Source organism: Roseateles sp. P2_H4 (assembly GCF_056403315.1).
Genome location: NZ_JBFUFR010000003.1, coordinates 69,639 through 85,695 on the forward strand (window position 1 = coordinate 69,639; position 16,057 = coordinate 85,695).

Below are 16,057 nucleotides of genomic sequence, written 5' to 3' on the forward strand. Positions count from 1 at the left end.
GGGATGCCTCTATGAGTGATTCCCTTCCTGACCGCATTCAAGAGATCCTCGACGCGCGCGTCACCGACTTCGCGCAGGCCGCCCAACGCCATTTCAAGACCAATGACCTGGTGGTGGTGCTGGACTTCCGTGACGAGCCCGTGGAGCTTCAGGCGGTGGCGCGCGAAGACCTGGCGGCGGCCGAGGAGTTGTCGCTTGATCTCAGGCTCAAGCTTTCGAAACCGGCTTCGGCGCTGAGCGAGGTGCACGGCTCGCCGGAGCAGTCGTTCTGGTTCATCGTCATCTTCGACGACGAGGATGCGGAGTGCGGTGCGGTGAATGCCGGAATGCTGTCTTAGACGGCCAGCGCAATGACGCCGGCCCCGATCAACGCGGCGCCGGCGATGCGCCAGCCGCGTTCACTCTCGCCCAGCAGCTGACCGCCGAGCAACGCGGCGAACAGCATGGACACCTCACGCGCCGGCGCTACGCGTGACAGCGGCGCCTCGCGCATGGCCAGCAGCACCAGGATGTAGGCCAACGGCCCCAGGCCCGCGACAGCCAGCACACCCTTCCAGCTGCGACGCAGCTCCGGCCAGAAGCTCTGCGGCTGGCGCAGCAGCGTCGGCAGCTGCAGCGGCACGCGCAGCACATTGCCGAAGTAGTCCAGCATCAGCGGCGACACGGCCAGCACCTTGACCGCATAGCCGTCCAGCACCGTGTAGCCGGCGATCAGCGTGCCGGTGGCCGCGCCCCAGTAGACGCCGCGACGGCGCCGTATCTGCGCGGTGGCTTCATGGTCGACGACGCCGCGGCCGATGAGGCGCGGGCCCATGGTGATCAGCAGGATGCCGCCGACGACGCCGGCCAGGCCCAGCACGCCGTAGRCGCCCAGGTGTTCGCCCAGCAGCACGACGGCCGCGAGCGCCGACAAAAAAGGCCCGCTGCCACGGGCTACCGGGTAGACGACGGTCAGGTCGCTGGCCCGATAGCCCGCGATCAGGCAGTTGAAATAGCCGAGGTGGACGACGGCGCTGGCGGCGACGAAGCCCCAGGCCAGCAGCGACCAGCGCGGCAACTCGTCCAGACCCACCCACAGCACGGCGGGCAGCCACAGCACGCAGACGCCCAAAGCGCAGCTGAAGACGAAATGCGTGCCGCCGCCCCACTTCTTGGCGGCGAGGTTCCAGACGGCGTGGAGGAGGGCGGCGACGAGAACGAGCGCTAAGGCGTGTGCCGGCATCAGTACATCAGCCTGTCCGGCCGGATGTCGCGCAGGATGGTCGTTGCGATCTCTTCGATGGACTTGTGCGTGGACGACAGCCAGGCGATGCCGTCGCGCTTCATCATGGCTTCGGCCTCGTTGACCTCGTAGCGGCAGTTCAGCACGTCGGCGTATTTGCTGCCGGGGCGGCGCTCGTTGCGGATGGACGAGAGGCGCTCGGGGTCGATGGTCAGGCCGAAGCATTTGCGCTTGTGCGGCAGCAACGGTGCGGGCAGCTTGCGGCGCTCGAAGTCTTCGGGGATCAGCGGGTAGTTGGCGGCCTTGATGCCGTGCTGCATGGCCAGGTACAGCGAGGTCGGCGTCTTGCCGGAGCGCGACACGCCGACCAGGATGACGTCGGCGACGTCGAGGTTGCGCGCCGACTGGCCATCGTCGTGGGCCAGCGAGAAGTTGATGGCCTCGATGCGGTCGTGGTATTCCTTGCTCTCGGCCACGTCGGAGAAACGGCCCACTCGGTGGTTGCTCTTGATGCCGAACTCGTCTTCCAGCGGTTCGATGAAGGTGCCGAACATGTCCATCACGCGGCCCTGGCAATGCTCGCGGACGATCTTGAGCACGTCGCGGTCCACCAGGGTGGCAAAGACGATGGGCCGCTGGGCCTCACGCACGGCGACTTCGTTGATCTCGGCCACGACGGCGTGAGCCTTTTCGGCCGAATCGACGAAGGGCCGGCGCACGTGGCGGGCCTTGATGGAGAACTGGGCGAGGATGGAATTGCCGAAGGTCTCGGCGGTGATGCCGGTGCCGTCAGAGACGAAATAAACGGTTCTGGCGGTCATGGTTACTGCTCGCGAAGTTCAGGGCGAGGCCATGATAGCCAGCAGGTCATGCCTCGCCGCGAGGCTCGCCCTTGAGCCTGGCGATCAGCTCGCGCATGACGGCCTGTTCCTGAGGCGGCAGCAAGCCGGCGCGCAGCAGGGACTCGCGCTCGAGTTCGCGCAGCCGCCACTCCAGCTCTCCAACGACCGTCATCAGCTCCACCTGCAGCGATGCATCGCGCTGCTCGGCAAGCTCGGCAACGAGGGCGTCAGGGTCGTGCACGTCGAGGCCGGTGCTGGAAAACGCCGTCTGGATGCGCAGCAGGCGCTGCAGTCCGGCCTTGAGCACCGCGTGTAACGCCGGTCTTGCCGCTGCAATGCGCTCCTCGATCCAGGGGCGTGCCTCACGGAATCGCTCCAGCGTGGCTGCAATGCCGATGACGCGTGGAATCGCGGACTCCAGCGGCATGGGGTCGGCCACCGGGTCGGCCGGGGGCAGATCGCTCTGGGCCGCGGCGGCGATGGCTTCGGTCAGCTCCCGGTCGAACTCGCCGGGAATGAGCTTGGTCGCGACGCTGGCACGCGTCATCGGCGTCATGCTGGTCTCGATGAGGGCCATCAGCCACTCAGCCGCGGCGAGGATCTGGCCGTTCAGCGGCAGCGCGGCACCCTGCACACCGCGTGGGTAACCGAAGCCGTCGAGCCGCTCATGGTGATGTAACACGGCGCTGGCCACTTCCTTGCCCGCGCCGGGCATGTTGCGCAGCACGCGTTCGCCGACGACGGGGTGGGAGGCGACGTGACGCCACTCCTGCGGCCCGAGCGGCGTGCCGGGGCGCATGAACCGCGGGTCGATGTAGAGCTCGCCTACGTCGTGCAGCAAGCCGGCCAGTGCCAGCATGCGATGCCGCTCGGTTTCGCCCGGCAGCATGCGCCGCGCCAGCGCCAGCGCCAGCATCGCCACGCCGGCAGTGTGCTTGAGGCGGTCGCCCTGGTGCTCGGCGTAGACCGTCAGCAGCGACTGCACGGGCACGCTGAGCTTGAGCGTGGCCAGTGTCGTCGGGGCGCTGGGGTAGAGGTCATGGGCACAGATCGTCTTGAGCAGCGGGTGTTGCTCGAACAGGGCCTCGCCGAGCGGCCCGAAGCTCTCCGGCATGACACCCTGGGTTACCTGGATGCAATCTTCCAGCGGCTTCTGCAGCTTGTGCATCAGCAACCGGTCGCGCACCTTGTCGTTGATCTGGGCGCCCTTGGCGAGCAGCTTGATGCCGTTCTGGCTGACGATGTCCTCGCTGGCCTCGACAGGCCGCGACTCGGACGTGCGGATCACATGGTCCAGGTAGTGCGGGTTGACTTCGGGAGCCGATTTGGTGGCCACGCGGGCATTTTGCCCAGGCCGGGTGCCCGGCGGCTTGATGTGAATCAGTCGATTGACAACGTTTTCACGGCACCCCCAAAGAGGGGGCATGGCGGCGTGGCCGGACTTATTGCACGGGCTTTCGCCGTACCCGGGTGAAACCCGAGGCCTAGAATCCGCCGCAATTCCTCGCGATCAGCCCATGCGCGCCTCCCTCCTCCTAAAAGAATCCAGAAATGGACGGAGTTGCGCTTGCCTTGAGCACCTTGGCTCGGCACCGGGCGCGGACGACGCGACGACACCGGTTTTTCAACCTCCCGGAGTTTCCCCATGTCCACCCTGTTCGAGGCGACCGCCCTGGTCGTACCGTTTGAGAACCTGAGGATGACCGACGTCGAGTCTGTTGGCGGCAAGAACGCCAGCCTCGGCGAAATGATCTCGCAGCTCGCCGCCAGCGGCGTGCGCGTCCCCGGAGGCTTCGCCACCACGGCGCATGCCTTCCGGCAGTTCCTCAAGCACGAGGGGTTGGACGCGCGCATCGCGGCGCGCCTCTCCACGCTCAACACCGACGACGTCCGCGCGTTGGCCGAGGCTGGCGCCGAGATCCGCGGCTGGATCGAGAACCAGCCCTTCCCGGCCGATCTGGAAGCCGGCGTGCGCGCGTCCTTCGCGCAGCTGACCGCCGACAACCCCGGCGTGAGCTTCGCCGTGCGTTCGTCCGCCACGGCGGAAGACCTGCCCGATGCCTCCTTCGCCGGCCAGCAGGAAACCTTCCTGAACGTCGTCGGCATCGACGAGGTGCTGCACAAGATGCGCGAGGTGTTCGCGTCGCTCTACAACGACCGCGCCATCAGCTACCGCGTGCACAAGGGCTTTGCCCACAACGACGTGGCCCTGTCGGCCGGCGTGCAGCGCATGGTGCGCAGCGACCTCGGCTCGGCCGGCGTCATGTTCACCATCGATACCGAGAGCGGCTTCCAGGAAGTGGTCTTCATCACGTCCAGCTACGGTCTGGGCGAAACCGTGGTGCAGGGCGCCGTGAATCCGGACGAGTTCTACGTACACAAGCCGGCGCTGAAGGCCGGCAAGCTGGCCATCATCCGCCGCAACCTGGGCTCCAAGCTGCTGCGCATGGAGTTCGCGTCGCCCGAAGAGAAGGCCGCCAGCGGCAAGCTGGTGAAGACCATCGACACCGCCGTCGAGTCCCGCAACCGCTATTCGCTCAACGACGCCGAAGTCACCGAACTGGCCCAGTACGCGCTGATCATCGAGCAGCACTATGGCCGCGCGATGGACATCGAGTGGGGCCGCGACGGCGTGGACGGCAAGATCTACATCCTGCAGGCCCGCCCGGAGACGGTGAAGAGCCAGCAGGCCGGCCAGGTCGAGCTCGCCTACAAGCTCAAGGCGCACAGCGCCGTGCTGGCCGAGGGCCGCGCCATCGGTCAGAAGATCGGCACCGGGCCCGTGCGGCTGGTGGAGAGCGTGGCCGAGATGGACCGCGTGCAGCCGGGCGACGTGCTCGTCACCGACATGACAGACCCCAACTGGGAGCCCGTCATGAAGCGCGCCAGCGCCATCGTCACCAACCGTGGCGGCCGCACCTGCCACGCGGCCATCATTGCGCGTGAACTGGGCATCCCGGCCGTGGTCGGCTGCGGCGACGCGACGGACAAGTTGAAGGACGGCCAGCTCGTCACGGTCGCCTGCTCCGAGGGCGACACGGGCTATATCTACGACGGCCTGCTCGAGACCGAGATCAGCGAGGTGCACCGCGGCGAGCTGCCGTACTGCCCCATCAAGATCATGATGAACGTCGGCAACCCGCAGCTGGCCTTCAACTTCGCGCAGATGCCTTCGAGCGGCGTGGGCCTGGCCCGGCTCGAGTTCATCATCAACAACAACATCGGCGTCCACCCCAAGGCCATCCTGGACTATCCGAACATCGACGCCGACCTGAAGAAGGCCGTCGAGTCGGTGGCGCGCGGCCATGCCTCGCCGCGCGCCTTCTACGTCGACAAGCTGGCCGAAGGCATCGCGACGATTGCCGCCGCCTTCTTCCCGCGCCCTGTCATCGTCCGCCTGTCGGACTTCAAGAGCAATGAGTACCGCAAGCTCATCGGCGGCAGCCGCTACGAGCCGGACGAAGAGAACCCCATGCTGGGCTTCCGCGGCGCGTCGCGCTACATCAGCGGCGACTTCCAGGACGCCTTCGCGATGGAGTGCGAGGCCTTGAAGCGCGTGCGCAAGGAGATGGGCCTGAACAACATCGAGATCATGGTGCCCTTCGTGCGTACCGTGAAGCAGGCCGAAAAGGTCGTCTCCATGCTGGCCGACCGGGGCCTCAAGCGCGGTGTCGACGGCCTGCGCATCATCATGATGTGCGAGGTGCCGAGCAATGCCATCCTGGCCGAGCAGTTCCTGGAGCACTTCGACGGCATGTCCATCGGCTCCAACGACCTGACGCAGCTGACACTGGGCCTGGACCGCGACTCGGGCCTGGAGCAACTGGCCGGCGACTTCGACGAACGCGACCCGGCCGTCAAGGCCATGATCTCGCGCGCCATCCGCGCCTGCCGCGCCACCGGAAAATACATCGGCATCTGCGGCCAGGGCCCCAGCGACCATCCTGACTTCGCCGACTGGCTGGCCGAGGAAGGCATCGTGTCCATCTCGCTGAACCCCGACACCGTCATCGAGACCTGGCAGCGTCTGGCCGCCAAGTAAGTCTTCGCGATTGAGCGACTGAAGATCGGCCCGGGTTCTCCGCAAGGGAACCCGGGCTTTTTGTTGCCATCATCGCGACCGTGTCCGCCAGCCCTCTGCACCGCCGCTATTTCCTGTTCGCACTGAGCTTCATCGCGTTGGTGGTGGGCCTGGGCCTGGCCGAGCAGCGTGGCCTGCCCAAGGCCTGGATCGGCTACACCTTCCTCGGCACGACGGTGCTGGTCTACGCCGTCATCGGCATCCTCTGCCGCACGACCGACCCGGCCGAATACTTCGTCGCCGGCCGCCGCGTGCCGCCGCTGTACAACGGCATGGCCGCCGGCGCCGACTGGATGAGTGCGGCCACCTTCATCGGCCTGGTCGGCACGCTCTATGCCAGCGGCTATGCGGGCCTGGCCTATGTGCTGGGCTGGACCGGCGGATTCGTCCTCGTGGCGCTGTGCATCGCGCCCTATCTGCGCCGTTTCGGCCAGTTCACGCTGGCCGACTTCCTCGCCGAGCGCTTCGACAGCCGTGCGCTGCGCCTGGTCGGTGCGGCGGCCGCCATCCTGGTGTCCTTCGTCTATCTGGTCGCGCAGATCTACGGCGTGGGCCTCATCACGACGCGGCTGACGGGCCTGGGCTTCGAGGTGGGCGTTTTCGTCGGCCTGGGCGGCGTGCTGGTCTGCTCCTTCCTGGGCGGCATGCGTGCCGTCACCTGGACCCAGGTGGCGCAGTACCTCATCATGATCCTGGCCTATCTGGTGCCGGTCATCTGGCTCAGCGTCAAGCAGACCGGCTGGCCGCTGCCGCAGCTCGTCTATGGCCAGCAGCTGCACCAGCTCGCCGAGCGCGAGCGCGAGCAGATCCGCGACCCGGCCGAGCTGCAGGTGCGCGCCATCCACCAGCAGCGCGCCGATGCGGCCGAGGCGAAGCTGGCCGATGTGCCCAAGGCCTTGGCCGACGAGCAGGCGAGGGCGGCCGCCCAGGTGGCAGCGCTGAAGTCCGAGGGTGCGCCGCTGGCGCGCATCCAGGCCGCCGAGAAGCAGCGCGCCGCGCTGCCGCGCACACCGCCCGAGGCCGAGGAGCGCTGGCGGCGCGAGCAGGTGGGCGAGGCCCAGCTGGCCCAGCCGCTGTCCGGCCTCGTTCCGCATATGCAACCCTTTGCCGGCAACCCGGATGGCAGCCCGCCCGAGCGCGAGCAGGCCAGCGCGGCGCGCCGCAACTTCATCGCGCTGGCGCTGTGCCTGATGGTGGGCACGGCCGGCTTGCCGCATCTGCTGACGCGCTACTACACGACGACGACGGTCAAGACGGCGAGAGAGTCGGTGGCCTGGTCGCTGGTCTTCATCTGCCTGCTCTATCTGACGGCGCCGGCGCTGGCCGTGATGGTGAAGACGGAGGTGTTCAACAGCCTGGTCGGCACGTCCTTCGACCAGTTGCCGGCCTGGATACGCCAATGGCAGCGCGTCGACCCGGCGCTGCTGTCGGCCGTTGACCTGAACGGCGACGGCCGCCTGCAGCTGGGTGAGCTGCGCCTGCACCCCGACCTCGTCATGCTGGTCATGCCCGAGCTGGGCGGCCTTCCCTATGTCATCTCCGGCATGGTGGCGGCGGGCGGGCTGGCGGCGGCGCTGTCGACCGCCGACGGCCTGCTGTTGGCCATTTCCAGCGCCTTGTCCCACGACCTCTACTACAAGGCCATCAACCCCGAGGCCTCGCGCACGCGTCGCGTCACGCTGTCCAAGGCCCTGCTGCTGGCGGCGGCGCTGGGAGCCGCGGCGGTGGCGTCCAGCCGGCCTGCCGACATCCTGGCCGTCGTCACCGCGGCCTTCTCCATCGCGGGCTCGACCTTCTTCCCGGCCCTGGTCGCCGGTGTCTTCTGGCGCCGGGCCAATCGCAGCGGCGCCCTGGCCGGCATGCTGACCGGGCTGGCGGTGTGCCTGCTCTACCTCGTCATCGCCCACCCGGGCGGTCGCGCGCTGGTGGGGCTGCCCGGGCCGGTGACGCTGTGGTGGGGCATCCAGCCGGTGTCGGCCGGCCTGTTCGGCGTGCCGGCGGGCGCACTGGCGCTGGTCATCGTCAGCCTGATGACCGCGGCGCCCAGCCAGCGCGACCGTGATTTCGTCGACAAGCTGCGCAGCCGCCCGGTGGCCTGATCGAGTCGCCGATTTGGCCGTTTGCGCCTTCCAGGCTAGAATCCTTGGTTCCCCCTTGCCGCACCGCGTGTAGACGCCGTGATGCGGCTTCCACAGACCGGCAGTCACTTTCGACAACGCCGGGCTGGAATCCACAAGGAGTAAATATGCGTCACTACGAAATCGTTCTGCTGATCCATCCGGATCAAAGCGAACAAGTTCCGGCCATGCTGGAGCGCTACAAGGGCCTGATCACCACCGGTGGTGGTGTCGTGCACCGAGTCGAGGACTGGGGCCGTCGCCAGATGGCTTACCTGATCCAGAAGCTCGCCAAGGCCCATTACCTGTGCCTGAACATCGAGTGCAGCAAGGAAGTCCTGGCTGAGCTCGAGACGGGCTTCCGCTTCAACGACGCCGTGCTGCGCCACCTCACCGTGGTTCAGGACAAGGCCATCACGACCCCCTCGGTCATGATGAAGGCCGTCGAGCGCGAAGAAGCCCGCAAGGCTCCGCAGCAGGAAGCGGCCTGAGCACTGCTCATCGCTAAAGAACCAGGTTTTTCGAGCAGCGTGCCGACTGAGTGAACCAGCTTCACCTGCAGGCACAGATCCAGCAACTCGGTCTGATCCGTTACACCCCCGCCGGGCTGATGGCCCTGGACGCAAGCCTCAAGGCTGAGTCCGAAGTCATCGAAGCCGGCAAGCCGCGCAAGATCTCCCTGGAGATCAAGGCGGTTGCGGTGGGCGAGGTGGCCAAGCAGTTGCAGGCGCTGGGAGTCGGTGGCATCGCGGTCTTCCGCGGTTTCCTGACCCACCAGCGCAACGGCCGGGGCTTCATCGCCCACGTCACCGTGATCGAACCCGCTGCTTCCTAGAACCCGGAATTGATTGATCCGGATAGATTTAACAGAGGTCCTCTATGCCCCCGCCACGTGGTAAAGGTCGCTTCTCCAAAGACAAGAAGCCCAAGCGCAACCAACAATCGTTGCTGTTCCGTCGCAAGCGTTTCTGCCGCTTCACCGTCGCCGGTGTCGAGCAGATCGACTACAAGGACATCGACACGCTGCGCGATTTCATCTCCGAAAACGGCAAGATCACGCCCGCTCGCCTGACTGGCACGCGCGCCTTCTTCCAGCGTCAGCTGACGGTGTCCATCAAGCGCGCGCGCTTCCTGGCCCTGCTGCCGTACAGCGACCAGCACAAGGTCTAAGGAGCTGACGACATGCAAGTGATCCTGCTCGAAAAAGTGGCCAACCTCGGCAACCTCGGCGACGTCGTCAAGGTCAAGGACGGTTATGCCCGCAACTTCCTGATCCCGACCAAGGCCGCCCGTCGTGCGACCGAAGCCGCGATCAAGGAATTCGAAGCCAAGCGCGCCGAACTCGAAAAGATCGCCGCCGCCAAGCTGGCCGAAGCCCAGAAGCTGGGTGAAGCCATCGCCGGCAAGACCGTCCGCATCGCCCAGAAGGCCGGTGTTGATGGCCGTCTGTTCGGCTCGGTGACCAACGCCGACGTCGCAGAAGCCCTGACCAAGGCCGGCACCGCCGTCGCCAAGGCCCAGGTGCGCCTGCCCAACGGTCCGCTGAAGACCGTCGGCGAGTTCCCGGTGAGCGTTGCTGCCCACACCGACGTGGTCGTCGAGATCACCGTCCAGGTGGTTGCTGAAGCCGAGTAAATCTCGCTTCCCCTGATGGCGCGGTGACACTTGGTCGCCGCATCATCGAACGAAGGCCGATACCCTCAGGGTTTCGGCCTTCGGTTTTTTTGGGGCCTGAGTTTTCCCGCTCGACCCACCGGTCACACCCAGCTCGTCCACAGGTTTGTCCACAGGCATGTCAGCCATCTTTCCCGCTTCCTCCTCCGCCGCGCCGCATGACGACGAAGTCGCGCGGTTGCGCGTGCCTCCGCACTCGGTCGAGGCCGAGCAGAGCGTGCTTGGCGGCCTGCTGATCGACAACTCGGCCTGGGACAAGGCGGCCGACCTGCTGACCGAGAGCGACTTCTATCGCTTCGAGCACAAGCATGTCTACGCGGCCATCGGCAAGCTCATCAATGCGGGCAAGCCGGCCGACGTCGTCACGGTCTTCGACGAGCTGACTTCGGTCGGCCGCGCCGAGGAATGCGGTGGCCTGGCCTATCTGAACGCGCTGGCCCAGAGCGTGCCGAGCGCCGCCAACCTGCGCCGTTACGCCGAGATCGTTCGCGAGCGCGCCATCCTGCGCAAGCTGGTCACCACCAGCGACGAGATCGCCACCGCCGCGATGAACCCGCAGGGTCGTGCCGTCACGCAGATCCTCGACGAGGCCGAAGGCAAGATCTTCAAGATCGGTGAAGAAGGCTCGCGCAGCAAGCAGGGCTTCCAGAGCATGGACCAGCTCGTCGTGCAGCTGATCGACCGCGTCAACGAACTGGCCGAGAGCGGTGCCCAGGATGTGACCGGCGTGCGCACCGGCTTCTACGACCTGGACCGCCAGACCGCCGGCCTGCAGGGCGGTGACCTCATCGTGCTGGCCGCGCGCCCGTCCATGGGCAAGACCGCCTTCGCGGTCAACATCGCCGAGAACGTGGCCATCAACGAAGGCCTGCCCGTCGTCATCTATTCGATGGAAATGGGCGCCGCCCAGCTGGCGCTGCGGATGGTGGGCTCCATCGGCCGCATCGACCAGAGCCATCTGCGCACCGGCCAGCTGAAGGACGACGAGTGGGGCCGCCTGTCCGAAGCCGTCGACAAGCTCGGCAAGGCCAGCATCTTCATCGACGAGAGCCCGGGGCTGTCGCCCAGCGAGGTGCGTGCCCGCGCCCGCCGCCAGGCGCGCATCTGCGGCCAGCTGGGGCTCATCGTCATCGACTACCTGCAGCTGATGTCCGGCAACGGTGGTGGCAGCGAGGAAAACCGCGCCACCGTGCTCGGCGAAATCTCCCGCGGCCTGAAAGCCCTGGCCAAGGAGCTGCGCTGCCCCGTCATCGCGCTGTCGCAGCTGAACCGCTCGGTGGAGCAGCGCCCCGACAAGCGGCCCATGATGTCCGACCTGCGTGAGTCCGGCGCCATCGAGCAGGATGCCGACATCATCATGTTCATCTATCGCGACGAGTACTACACCAAGGACGAGTGCAAGGAACCGGGCGTGGCGGAGATCATCATCGCCAAGCAGCGTAACGGCCCGGTGGGCACCGTGAAGCTGATGTTCCAGCGCATGCACACCAAGTTCGAGAACCTCGCGCCTGGCTATGTCGGCGTGGAGCGCGACGAGTACTAGAACCTCGACGGACACCAGTTGGAGAGGCCACTGACGCGCAGCGCGCATCAGTGGCCTTGTGACGTCGGCTCAGGGAAAGTTGGTCACCGTGGGCGTGAAGGCCGCGTTGCACGCGGTCTGGCCGCCCGTGTTGTTGATCGGGTTGATGATCCCGCCATTCGACCCCAGGCAGACCGAGATGATGCTGTGGAAGCGCACGTTCGAGTTGACCGGCGCCTCGACCGCACGGTCCAGGAAGATGTTCGGGTTGGTGAACACGCTGTAGATACCCAGCCCCCAGGCCTCGTGGCTGGTGACGCTGTCGGCGACCTTGTAGGAGGCATAGCCCCGGCCGCTGGCACTGTTCCATGAGGCCTGGTTCGGCGGGTCATACGGAATCTCCGACTGGTAGAAGTACACCCGGCCGCCGTTGCCGTTCCACATCACCTGATGGTTCTGGAAGTGCTCGACGAACAAGCCGTAGATCGTCACGTTATTGCCGTTCACCCAGAGGCCATAGGCCGACGGGTTGGTCGTCCAGCCGACGCCCGCGCCATGGTCGGCGCGCCAGAGCCAGGTGTGGTCGACGATGGTGTTGTGGGCGTTGATGCTCAGGCCGAATGCCGCGCGTCCCGCCGCGGCGCCGCCCACGCGGAAGAACACGTCGTGCAGCACGGTCGGGTTGGCCGCATGGTTGGCACTGGCCCCGTTCGGGCCGACTTCCAGCAGCACGCCGGACTCCGTGGCGCCCGCGTCGAAGAAGAGGCCGGAGATGGTCAGGCCATCGACATCCGCCGTCTTCATCAGCGGCTGGCCGTTGTCCGAGCGCAGCGTCGGGAAGCCGATGCCCAGCAGAACGGTGTTGGGGCTGTTCACCTGCAGGGTCTGCGTCAGCACGTAGATGCCGGGTGTGAACAGGATGTGCCGTCCGGCGGCCAACTGCGCATTGATGGTGGCCGCGCTGTCCGTCGGCCGAGCGATGAAGAACTGGCCGATGGGAATGGTGCTGCCCGGCGTGGTGGCCCCGTTGGACCAGCTGATGCCCGAGCTGTTGGTGCGCAGGGAAGGCAGCCGCACCGCATAGCCGCCGTTGGTGTCGATGAAGAGGTAGGGCTTCTCGCGTACCACCGGGGTTTCGGTCACCTTGGTATAGCGCTGGCCCTGCGTCGGGAAATTGCCGGCGGGCGCGCTGGGAACGCCCACGAAGACCATGTTCCAGCCGGAACCGGTCCAGCTTCCCCATTGGCTGTTGCGCGAGATCCATTGCTGCTGCGAAGCGGAGTTCACCTGCCCGTCCACCAGCACCTCCGAGAACCAGCCACCGCTGGACCAGCCGTTGTTCTGGTTCAGCTTGATGTTGCCGCGCACATGCATGCGCCGGAACGGGATGGCCTGGGAGACCGCCCACTGCAAGGTGTTGTTGCCGATGCCCAGACTGGGCGTGACGGAGAAGTTTTCGGCGCCGCGCCAGAAGTTCTGGGTGGCGTTGTCACCGCCCAGGAAGGCATCGGATCTAAGGTCGCCGTTGACATGCACCTGATCCGGGTGGCTGCCAAGACCCAGCACCTGCGTGTAGAAACCGACCGGAATGCGCAGGTTGTTGTAGGTGCCGGGCGTCAACAGGATGGCGTCACGACGGTCGCCGAAGTGGTTGCCCTGCTGCGCGCTGTAGATGTCGTTGATGAGGCCCTGCAGGTTGGGCGTGGTGGGACTGACGATGCGAACGTTCGGCCCCAGATCGGGCGCCGGGCCAGGGCCTGTCGGTGGGTTGGCGATGATGAACTGTTCCCACGCACCAACCGCTGAGCGATTCGCGACCAGGGCGCCGCCAATGTTCAGGTCGGCACTGACATACAGGTTGTTCGCCGCGGAGCGCAGTGCGACCGTGCCGTTGGCCTGAGGCACCAGGGTGAATTGCTCCCAGCCACCGATGCTCGCCCGGTTCGCGATCAGCTTGGCGGCATTGGGAGCGGCCAGGCCGATGTCTGCGGCGACGAGATTGCCGCTCACCGTCGCCTTGAGGGAGATCGTGCCGTTGGTGTTGTTGATGATCTCGAACTGCTCCCATGCACTCGCGGTCGGCGCCGTCGCGGTAAGGAAGGAAGTCCCCGTTGCGGTCGCGCTCACGAAGTTGTTGTTGGCGACGGCCTGCAGGGTCGCCGCTTCTGCGATGGTGAAGGCGCTGAGCAGCGCAGCGAGCGCGCCACCCTGCAGGAATCGTCGAAGGGCGGGGTGCCTCATCCACTTCATGTTTGTCTCCTGTAGTTTGGGTTCGTCATCGGCACCGACGCACAAAATGGAACCGGTTCCAATGCGGGCCTGAGTTGAGCATTTCCGGTCCAGTTCTGGTTTAAGGGTTAGCCCGCTGCAGGCCTTTTCGGCCCGATCCTCGAAGCGCTCGGCCACGCGGCCGAGCGCGGGGCGGCCCGGCGCCAGCACGGCATTGCGCCTCGCTGAGGAGATCGTCAAGCGCCGGAAGAGCTCCGACGCTGCGCTATTTCTCCGCCAGATTGGCCACCAGCAGGATGAGCTCGGCCACGTCGAAGGGCTTGGCCAGATGGGCCTGGAAGCCGGCCATCAGCGAGCGCTTGCGGTCCTCGGCCCGGGCGAAGGCCGTGAGTGCCAGGGCGGGGATGCGGGAGTCGCGGGCCTCGGTGGCCCGCAGCGCGCGGATCATCTGGTAGCCGTCCACGGCGGGCATGCCGACATCGCTGACGATGACGGTCGGCCGTGACAGCTGGACGGCCTCGAGCAGCTCCTGCGCCGAGGCGAAGGCCACCACACGGGCGCCCTGATCCTCCAGGATGCGGCACAGCAGGCCGCGCGCATCGGCTTCGTCGTCCAGCACGAAGACGTGAACGCCGTCCAGCTTGGGCAGGGCGAGGTTCTCGCTGGCGCGGGCGTCGGCAGACGCGGCGTCGTGAACGCGCTCCTCGGCCGTCTGCAGGAGGGACAGCGGTAGCCTGGCCAGGAAGCTCGCCCCCTGGCCTTCGCCGGCGCTCTCGGCCCGGATGCTGCCGCCGTGCAGCTCGATGAGCTGCTTGCAGATGGCCAGCCCCAGGCCCAGGCCGCCGTGAGCCCTGGTGGTGGAACCGTCCTGCTGTGTGAAGCGGTCGAACACCTGCGGCAGGAAGGAGGCCGGGATGCCTGCACCGGTGTCGCTGACGCTGAACTCGACATGGGAATCGATGCGCTGCAACAGCACCTGCACGCGGCCACCCGCGGGGGTGAACTTGATCGCGTTGTTCAGCAGGTTCCACACCACCTGCTGCAGCCGCCCGCTGTCGCCATTGACCATGGCCGGGCCGGCGTCCAGCAGCGATTGCAACTCCACGCCCTTTGCCGCAGCCGCGGGCGCGACGGATTCGACGGCCGCCTGGATGACGTCGGCCATGCCCAGCTGCCGCAGGTCCAGCCGCAGCTTGCCGGTCATGATGCGATTGAGGTCCAGCAGGTCGTCGATGAGCTGCACCTGGGCGCGCGCGTTGCGGTCGATGACCTCGATGGCGCGCTGCAGATTGATGCGCGCGTCGCCCGGCCTGGCCCGCAGCAGCACCTGCGTCCAGCCGAGGATGGCCGTCAGCGGCGTGCGCAGCTCGTGTGACAGCGTGGCGAGGAACTCGTCCTTGATGCGCGTGGCGCGTTGGGCGGCAATGCGTGCATTGCGCTCGGCGCCCAGGATCTCCTCGTGCTCGCGGTTGGCCAACTCCATGGCCTCGATGCGCATGCTGGCCGTCAGGTCGCGCGTCAGCTTGGCATAGCCGATCAGCTGACCGCCCTCGTCGCGCAGCGCCGTGATGGTCACCTGGGCCCAGAAGCTCGTGCCGTCCTGGCGCAGCCGCCAGCCCGTGTCCACGAAACGGCCGGTCTCCTGGGCCTGCTGCAGCTCGTATTCCGGCCAGCCGCTTTCGCGCACCTCGGCCGGGTAGAAGGTGGAGAAATGCTTGCCCAGGATGGCGTCGGCCGCATAGCCCTTGATGCGCTGCGCGCCCTCGTTCCAGGAGGCCACGCGGCCGTTCACGTCGAGCATGAAGATGGCGTAGTCGGCCACGCCTTCGACCAGCAGCCGGAAGCGCTCCTCGCTGCGCTTGAGCGCCTCCTCTTGGTGGCGCCTTTGCGTCAGGTCGCGCGTGACCTTGGCGAAACCCACCAGCCGGCCCGAGGGGTCTCGCATCGCCGTGATGACGACATTGGCCCAGAACAGCGAACCGTCCTTGCGCACGCGCCAGCCCTCATCCTCGAAGGCGCCGTCGCGCGTCGCCATCTCCAGCTCACGCTCGGGCAGTTGCCGGGCCAGCGCCTCCGGCGGGTAGAAGCGCGAGAAATGGCTGCCGATGATCTCGTCCGCCCGGTAGCCCTTGAAGCGCTCGGCGCCGGCATTCCAGGTCAGCACATGGCCTTGCGGGTCCAGCATGAAGATCGCGTAGTCGCGCACGCTGTCCACCAGCAGGCGAAAGCGCTCCTCGCTGCGCAGCAGGCCCTCGTCATCTGCTTTCAAGTTTTTCTTTCGCTGTGGCGGTCGACCCGGGAGCACGCAGTTCGGTTGATGAGGGCGGCAAGAGAGCCGGACCTGGGCCGAGAGCCAAAGAGAAGGCCCGA

General features: G+C 66.7%; 13 protein-coding genes. 8 read left to right on the plus strand and 5 right to left on the minus strand.

Annotated features, from left to right (window positions below; all coding sequences use genetic code 11):
• The first annotated feature begins 11 nt into the window (after positions 1-11).
• Entirely contained in the window at positions 12-338 is a 327-nt protein-coding gene (locus AC1DW3_RS03185; RefSeq protein ID WP_477928508.1) for a hypothetical protein, read from the plus strand.
• Here the strand turns inward: AC1DW3_RS03185 and AC1DW3_RS03190 are convergent.
• The 3 genes from AC1DW3_RS03190 to AC1DW3_RS03200 are packed head-to-tail and all read right to left on the minus strand — an operon-like array spanning position 335 to position 3,400.
• Positions 335-1,222 carry an EamA family transporter gene (locus AC1DW3_RS03190; RefSeq protein WP_477928510.1) on the minus strand — a complete coding sequence of 296 codons (888 nt, stop codon included), beginning with the start codon at positions 1,220-1,222 and terminating at the stop codon, positions 335-337. The two genes, AC1DW3_RS03185 and AC1DW3_RS03190, sit on opposite strands and share 4 nt — an antisense overlap.
• Positions 1,222-2,043, minus strand: a complete 822-nt coding sequence (gene ppsR / locus AC1DW3_RS03195) for a posphoenolpyruvate synthetase regulatory kinase/phosphorylase PpsR (protein ID WP_477928512.1) — start codon at positions 2,041-2,043, stop codon at positions 1,222-1,224. The genes AC1DW3_RS03190 and ppsR overlap by 1 nt, the downstream gene beginning before the upstream one ends.
• Before the next feature lie 46 nt (positions 2,044-2,089).
• Positions 2,090-3,400, minus strand: coding sequence for an HD-GYP domain-containing protein (locus tag AC1DW3_RS03200; protein WP_477928514.1), 1,311 nt, complete (start codon positions 3,398-3,400; stop codon positions 2,090-2,092).
• 309 nt (positions 3,401-3,709) lie between these two features.
• On the opposite strand from AC1DW3_RS03200, the gene ppsA reads away from it, so the two are divergent.
• The 7 genes from ppsA (at position 3,710) to dnaB (ending at position 11,479) form a co-directional block, all read left to right on the plus strand.
• Positions 3,710-6,106, plus strand: a complete 2,397-nt coding sequence (gene ppsA, locus AC1DW3_RS03205; RefSeq protein WP_477928515.1) for a phosphoenolpyruvate synthase — start codon at positions 3,710-3,712, stop codon at positions 6,104-6,106.
• Between the two features lie 80 nt (positions 6,107-6,186).
• Positions 6,187-8,244: a sodium:solute symporter family protein gene (locus AC1DW3_RS03210; RefSeq protein ID WP_477928517.1), complete on the plus strand. Its 2,058-nt coding sequence runs from the start codon at positions 6,187-6,189 to the stop codon at positions 8,242-8,244.
• A gap of 146 nt (positions 8,245-8,390) precedes the next feature.
• A complete protein-coding gene (gene rpsF / locus AC1DW3_RS03215; RefSeq protein ID WP_119045492.1) occupies positions 8,391-8,753 on the plus strand; it encodes a 30S ribosomal protein S6 in 363 nt (120 codons plus the stop codon).
• Between the two features lie 50 nt (positions 8,754-8,803).
• Positions 8,804-9,097: a primosomal replication protein N gene (gene priB / locus AC1DW3_RS03220; protein WP_477928518.1), complete on the plus strand. Its 294-nt coding sequence runs from the start codon at positions 8,804-8,806 to the stop codon at positions 9,095-9,097.
• 44 nt (positions 9,098-9,141) lie between these two features.
• The gene (rpsR, locus tag AC1DW3_RS03225) at positions 9,142-9,432 is read left to right on the plus strand and encodes a 30S ribosomal protein S18 (protein ID WP_056198092.1); all 291 of its coding nucleotides are present in this window, start codon (positions 9,142-9,144) and stop codon (positions 9,430-9,432) included.
• A 12-nt stretch (positions 9,433-9,444) separates the two neighbouring features.
• Positions 9,445-9,897, plus strand: a complete 453-nt coding sequence (rplI, locus tag AC1DW3_RS03230; RefSeq protein ID WP_477928520.1) for a 50S ribosomal protein L9 — start codon at positions 9,445-9,447, stop codon at positions 9,895-9,897.
• A gap of 157 nt (positions 9,898-10,054) precedes the next feature.
• A complete protein-coding gene (dnaB, locus tag AC1DW3_RS03235; RefSeq protein ID WP_477928522.1) occupies positions 10,055-11,479 on the plus strand; it encodes a replicative DNA helicase in 1,425 nt (474 codons plus the stop codon).
• Positions 11,480-11,548: 69 nt separating this feature from the next.
• Here dnaB and AC1DW3_RS03240 read toward each other — a convergent pair whose 3' ends face one another.
• Both AC1DW3_RS03240 and AC1DW3_RS03245 read right to left on the minus strand, forming a co-directional pair.
• Positions 11,549-13,897 carry a hypothetical protein gene (locus tag AC1DW3_RS03240; RefSeq protein WP_477928523.1) on the minus strand — a complete coding sequence of 783 codons (2,349 nt, stop codon included), beginning with the start codon at positions 13,895-13,897 and terminating at the stop codon, positions 11,549-11,551.
• Positions 13,898-13,952: 55 nt separating this feature from the next.
• A complete protein-coding gene (locus tag AC1DW3_RS03245; RefSeq protein ID WP_477928525.1) occupies positions 13,953-15,956 on the minus strand; it encodes a PAS domain-containing hybrid sensor histidine kinase/response regulator in 2,004 nt (667 codons plus the stop codon).
• Positions 15,957-16,057: the final 101 nt, after the last annotated feature.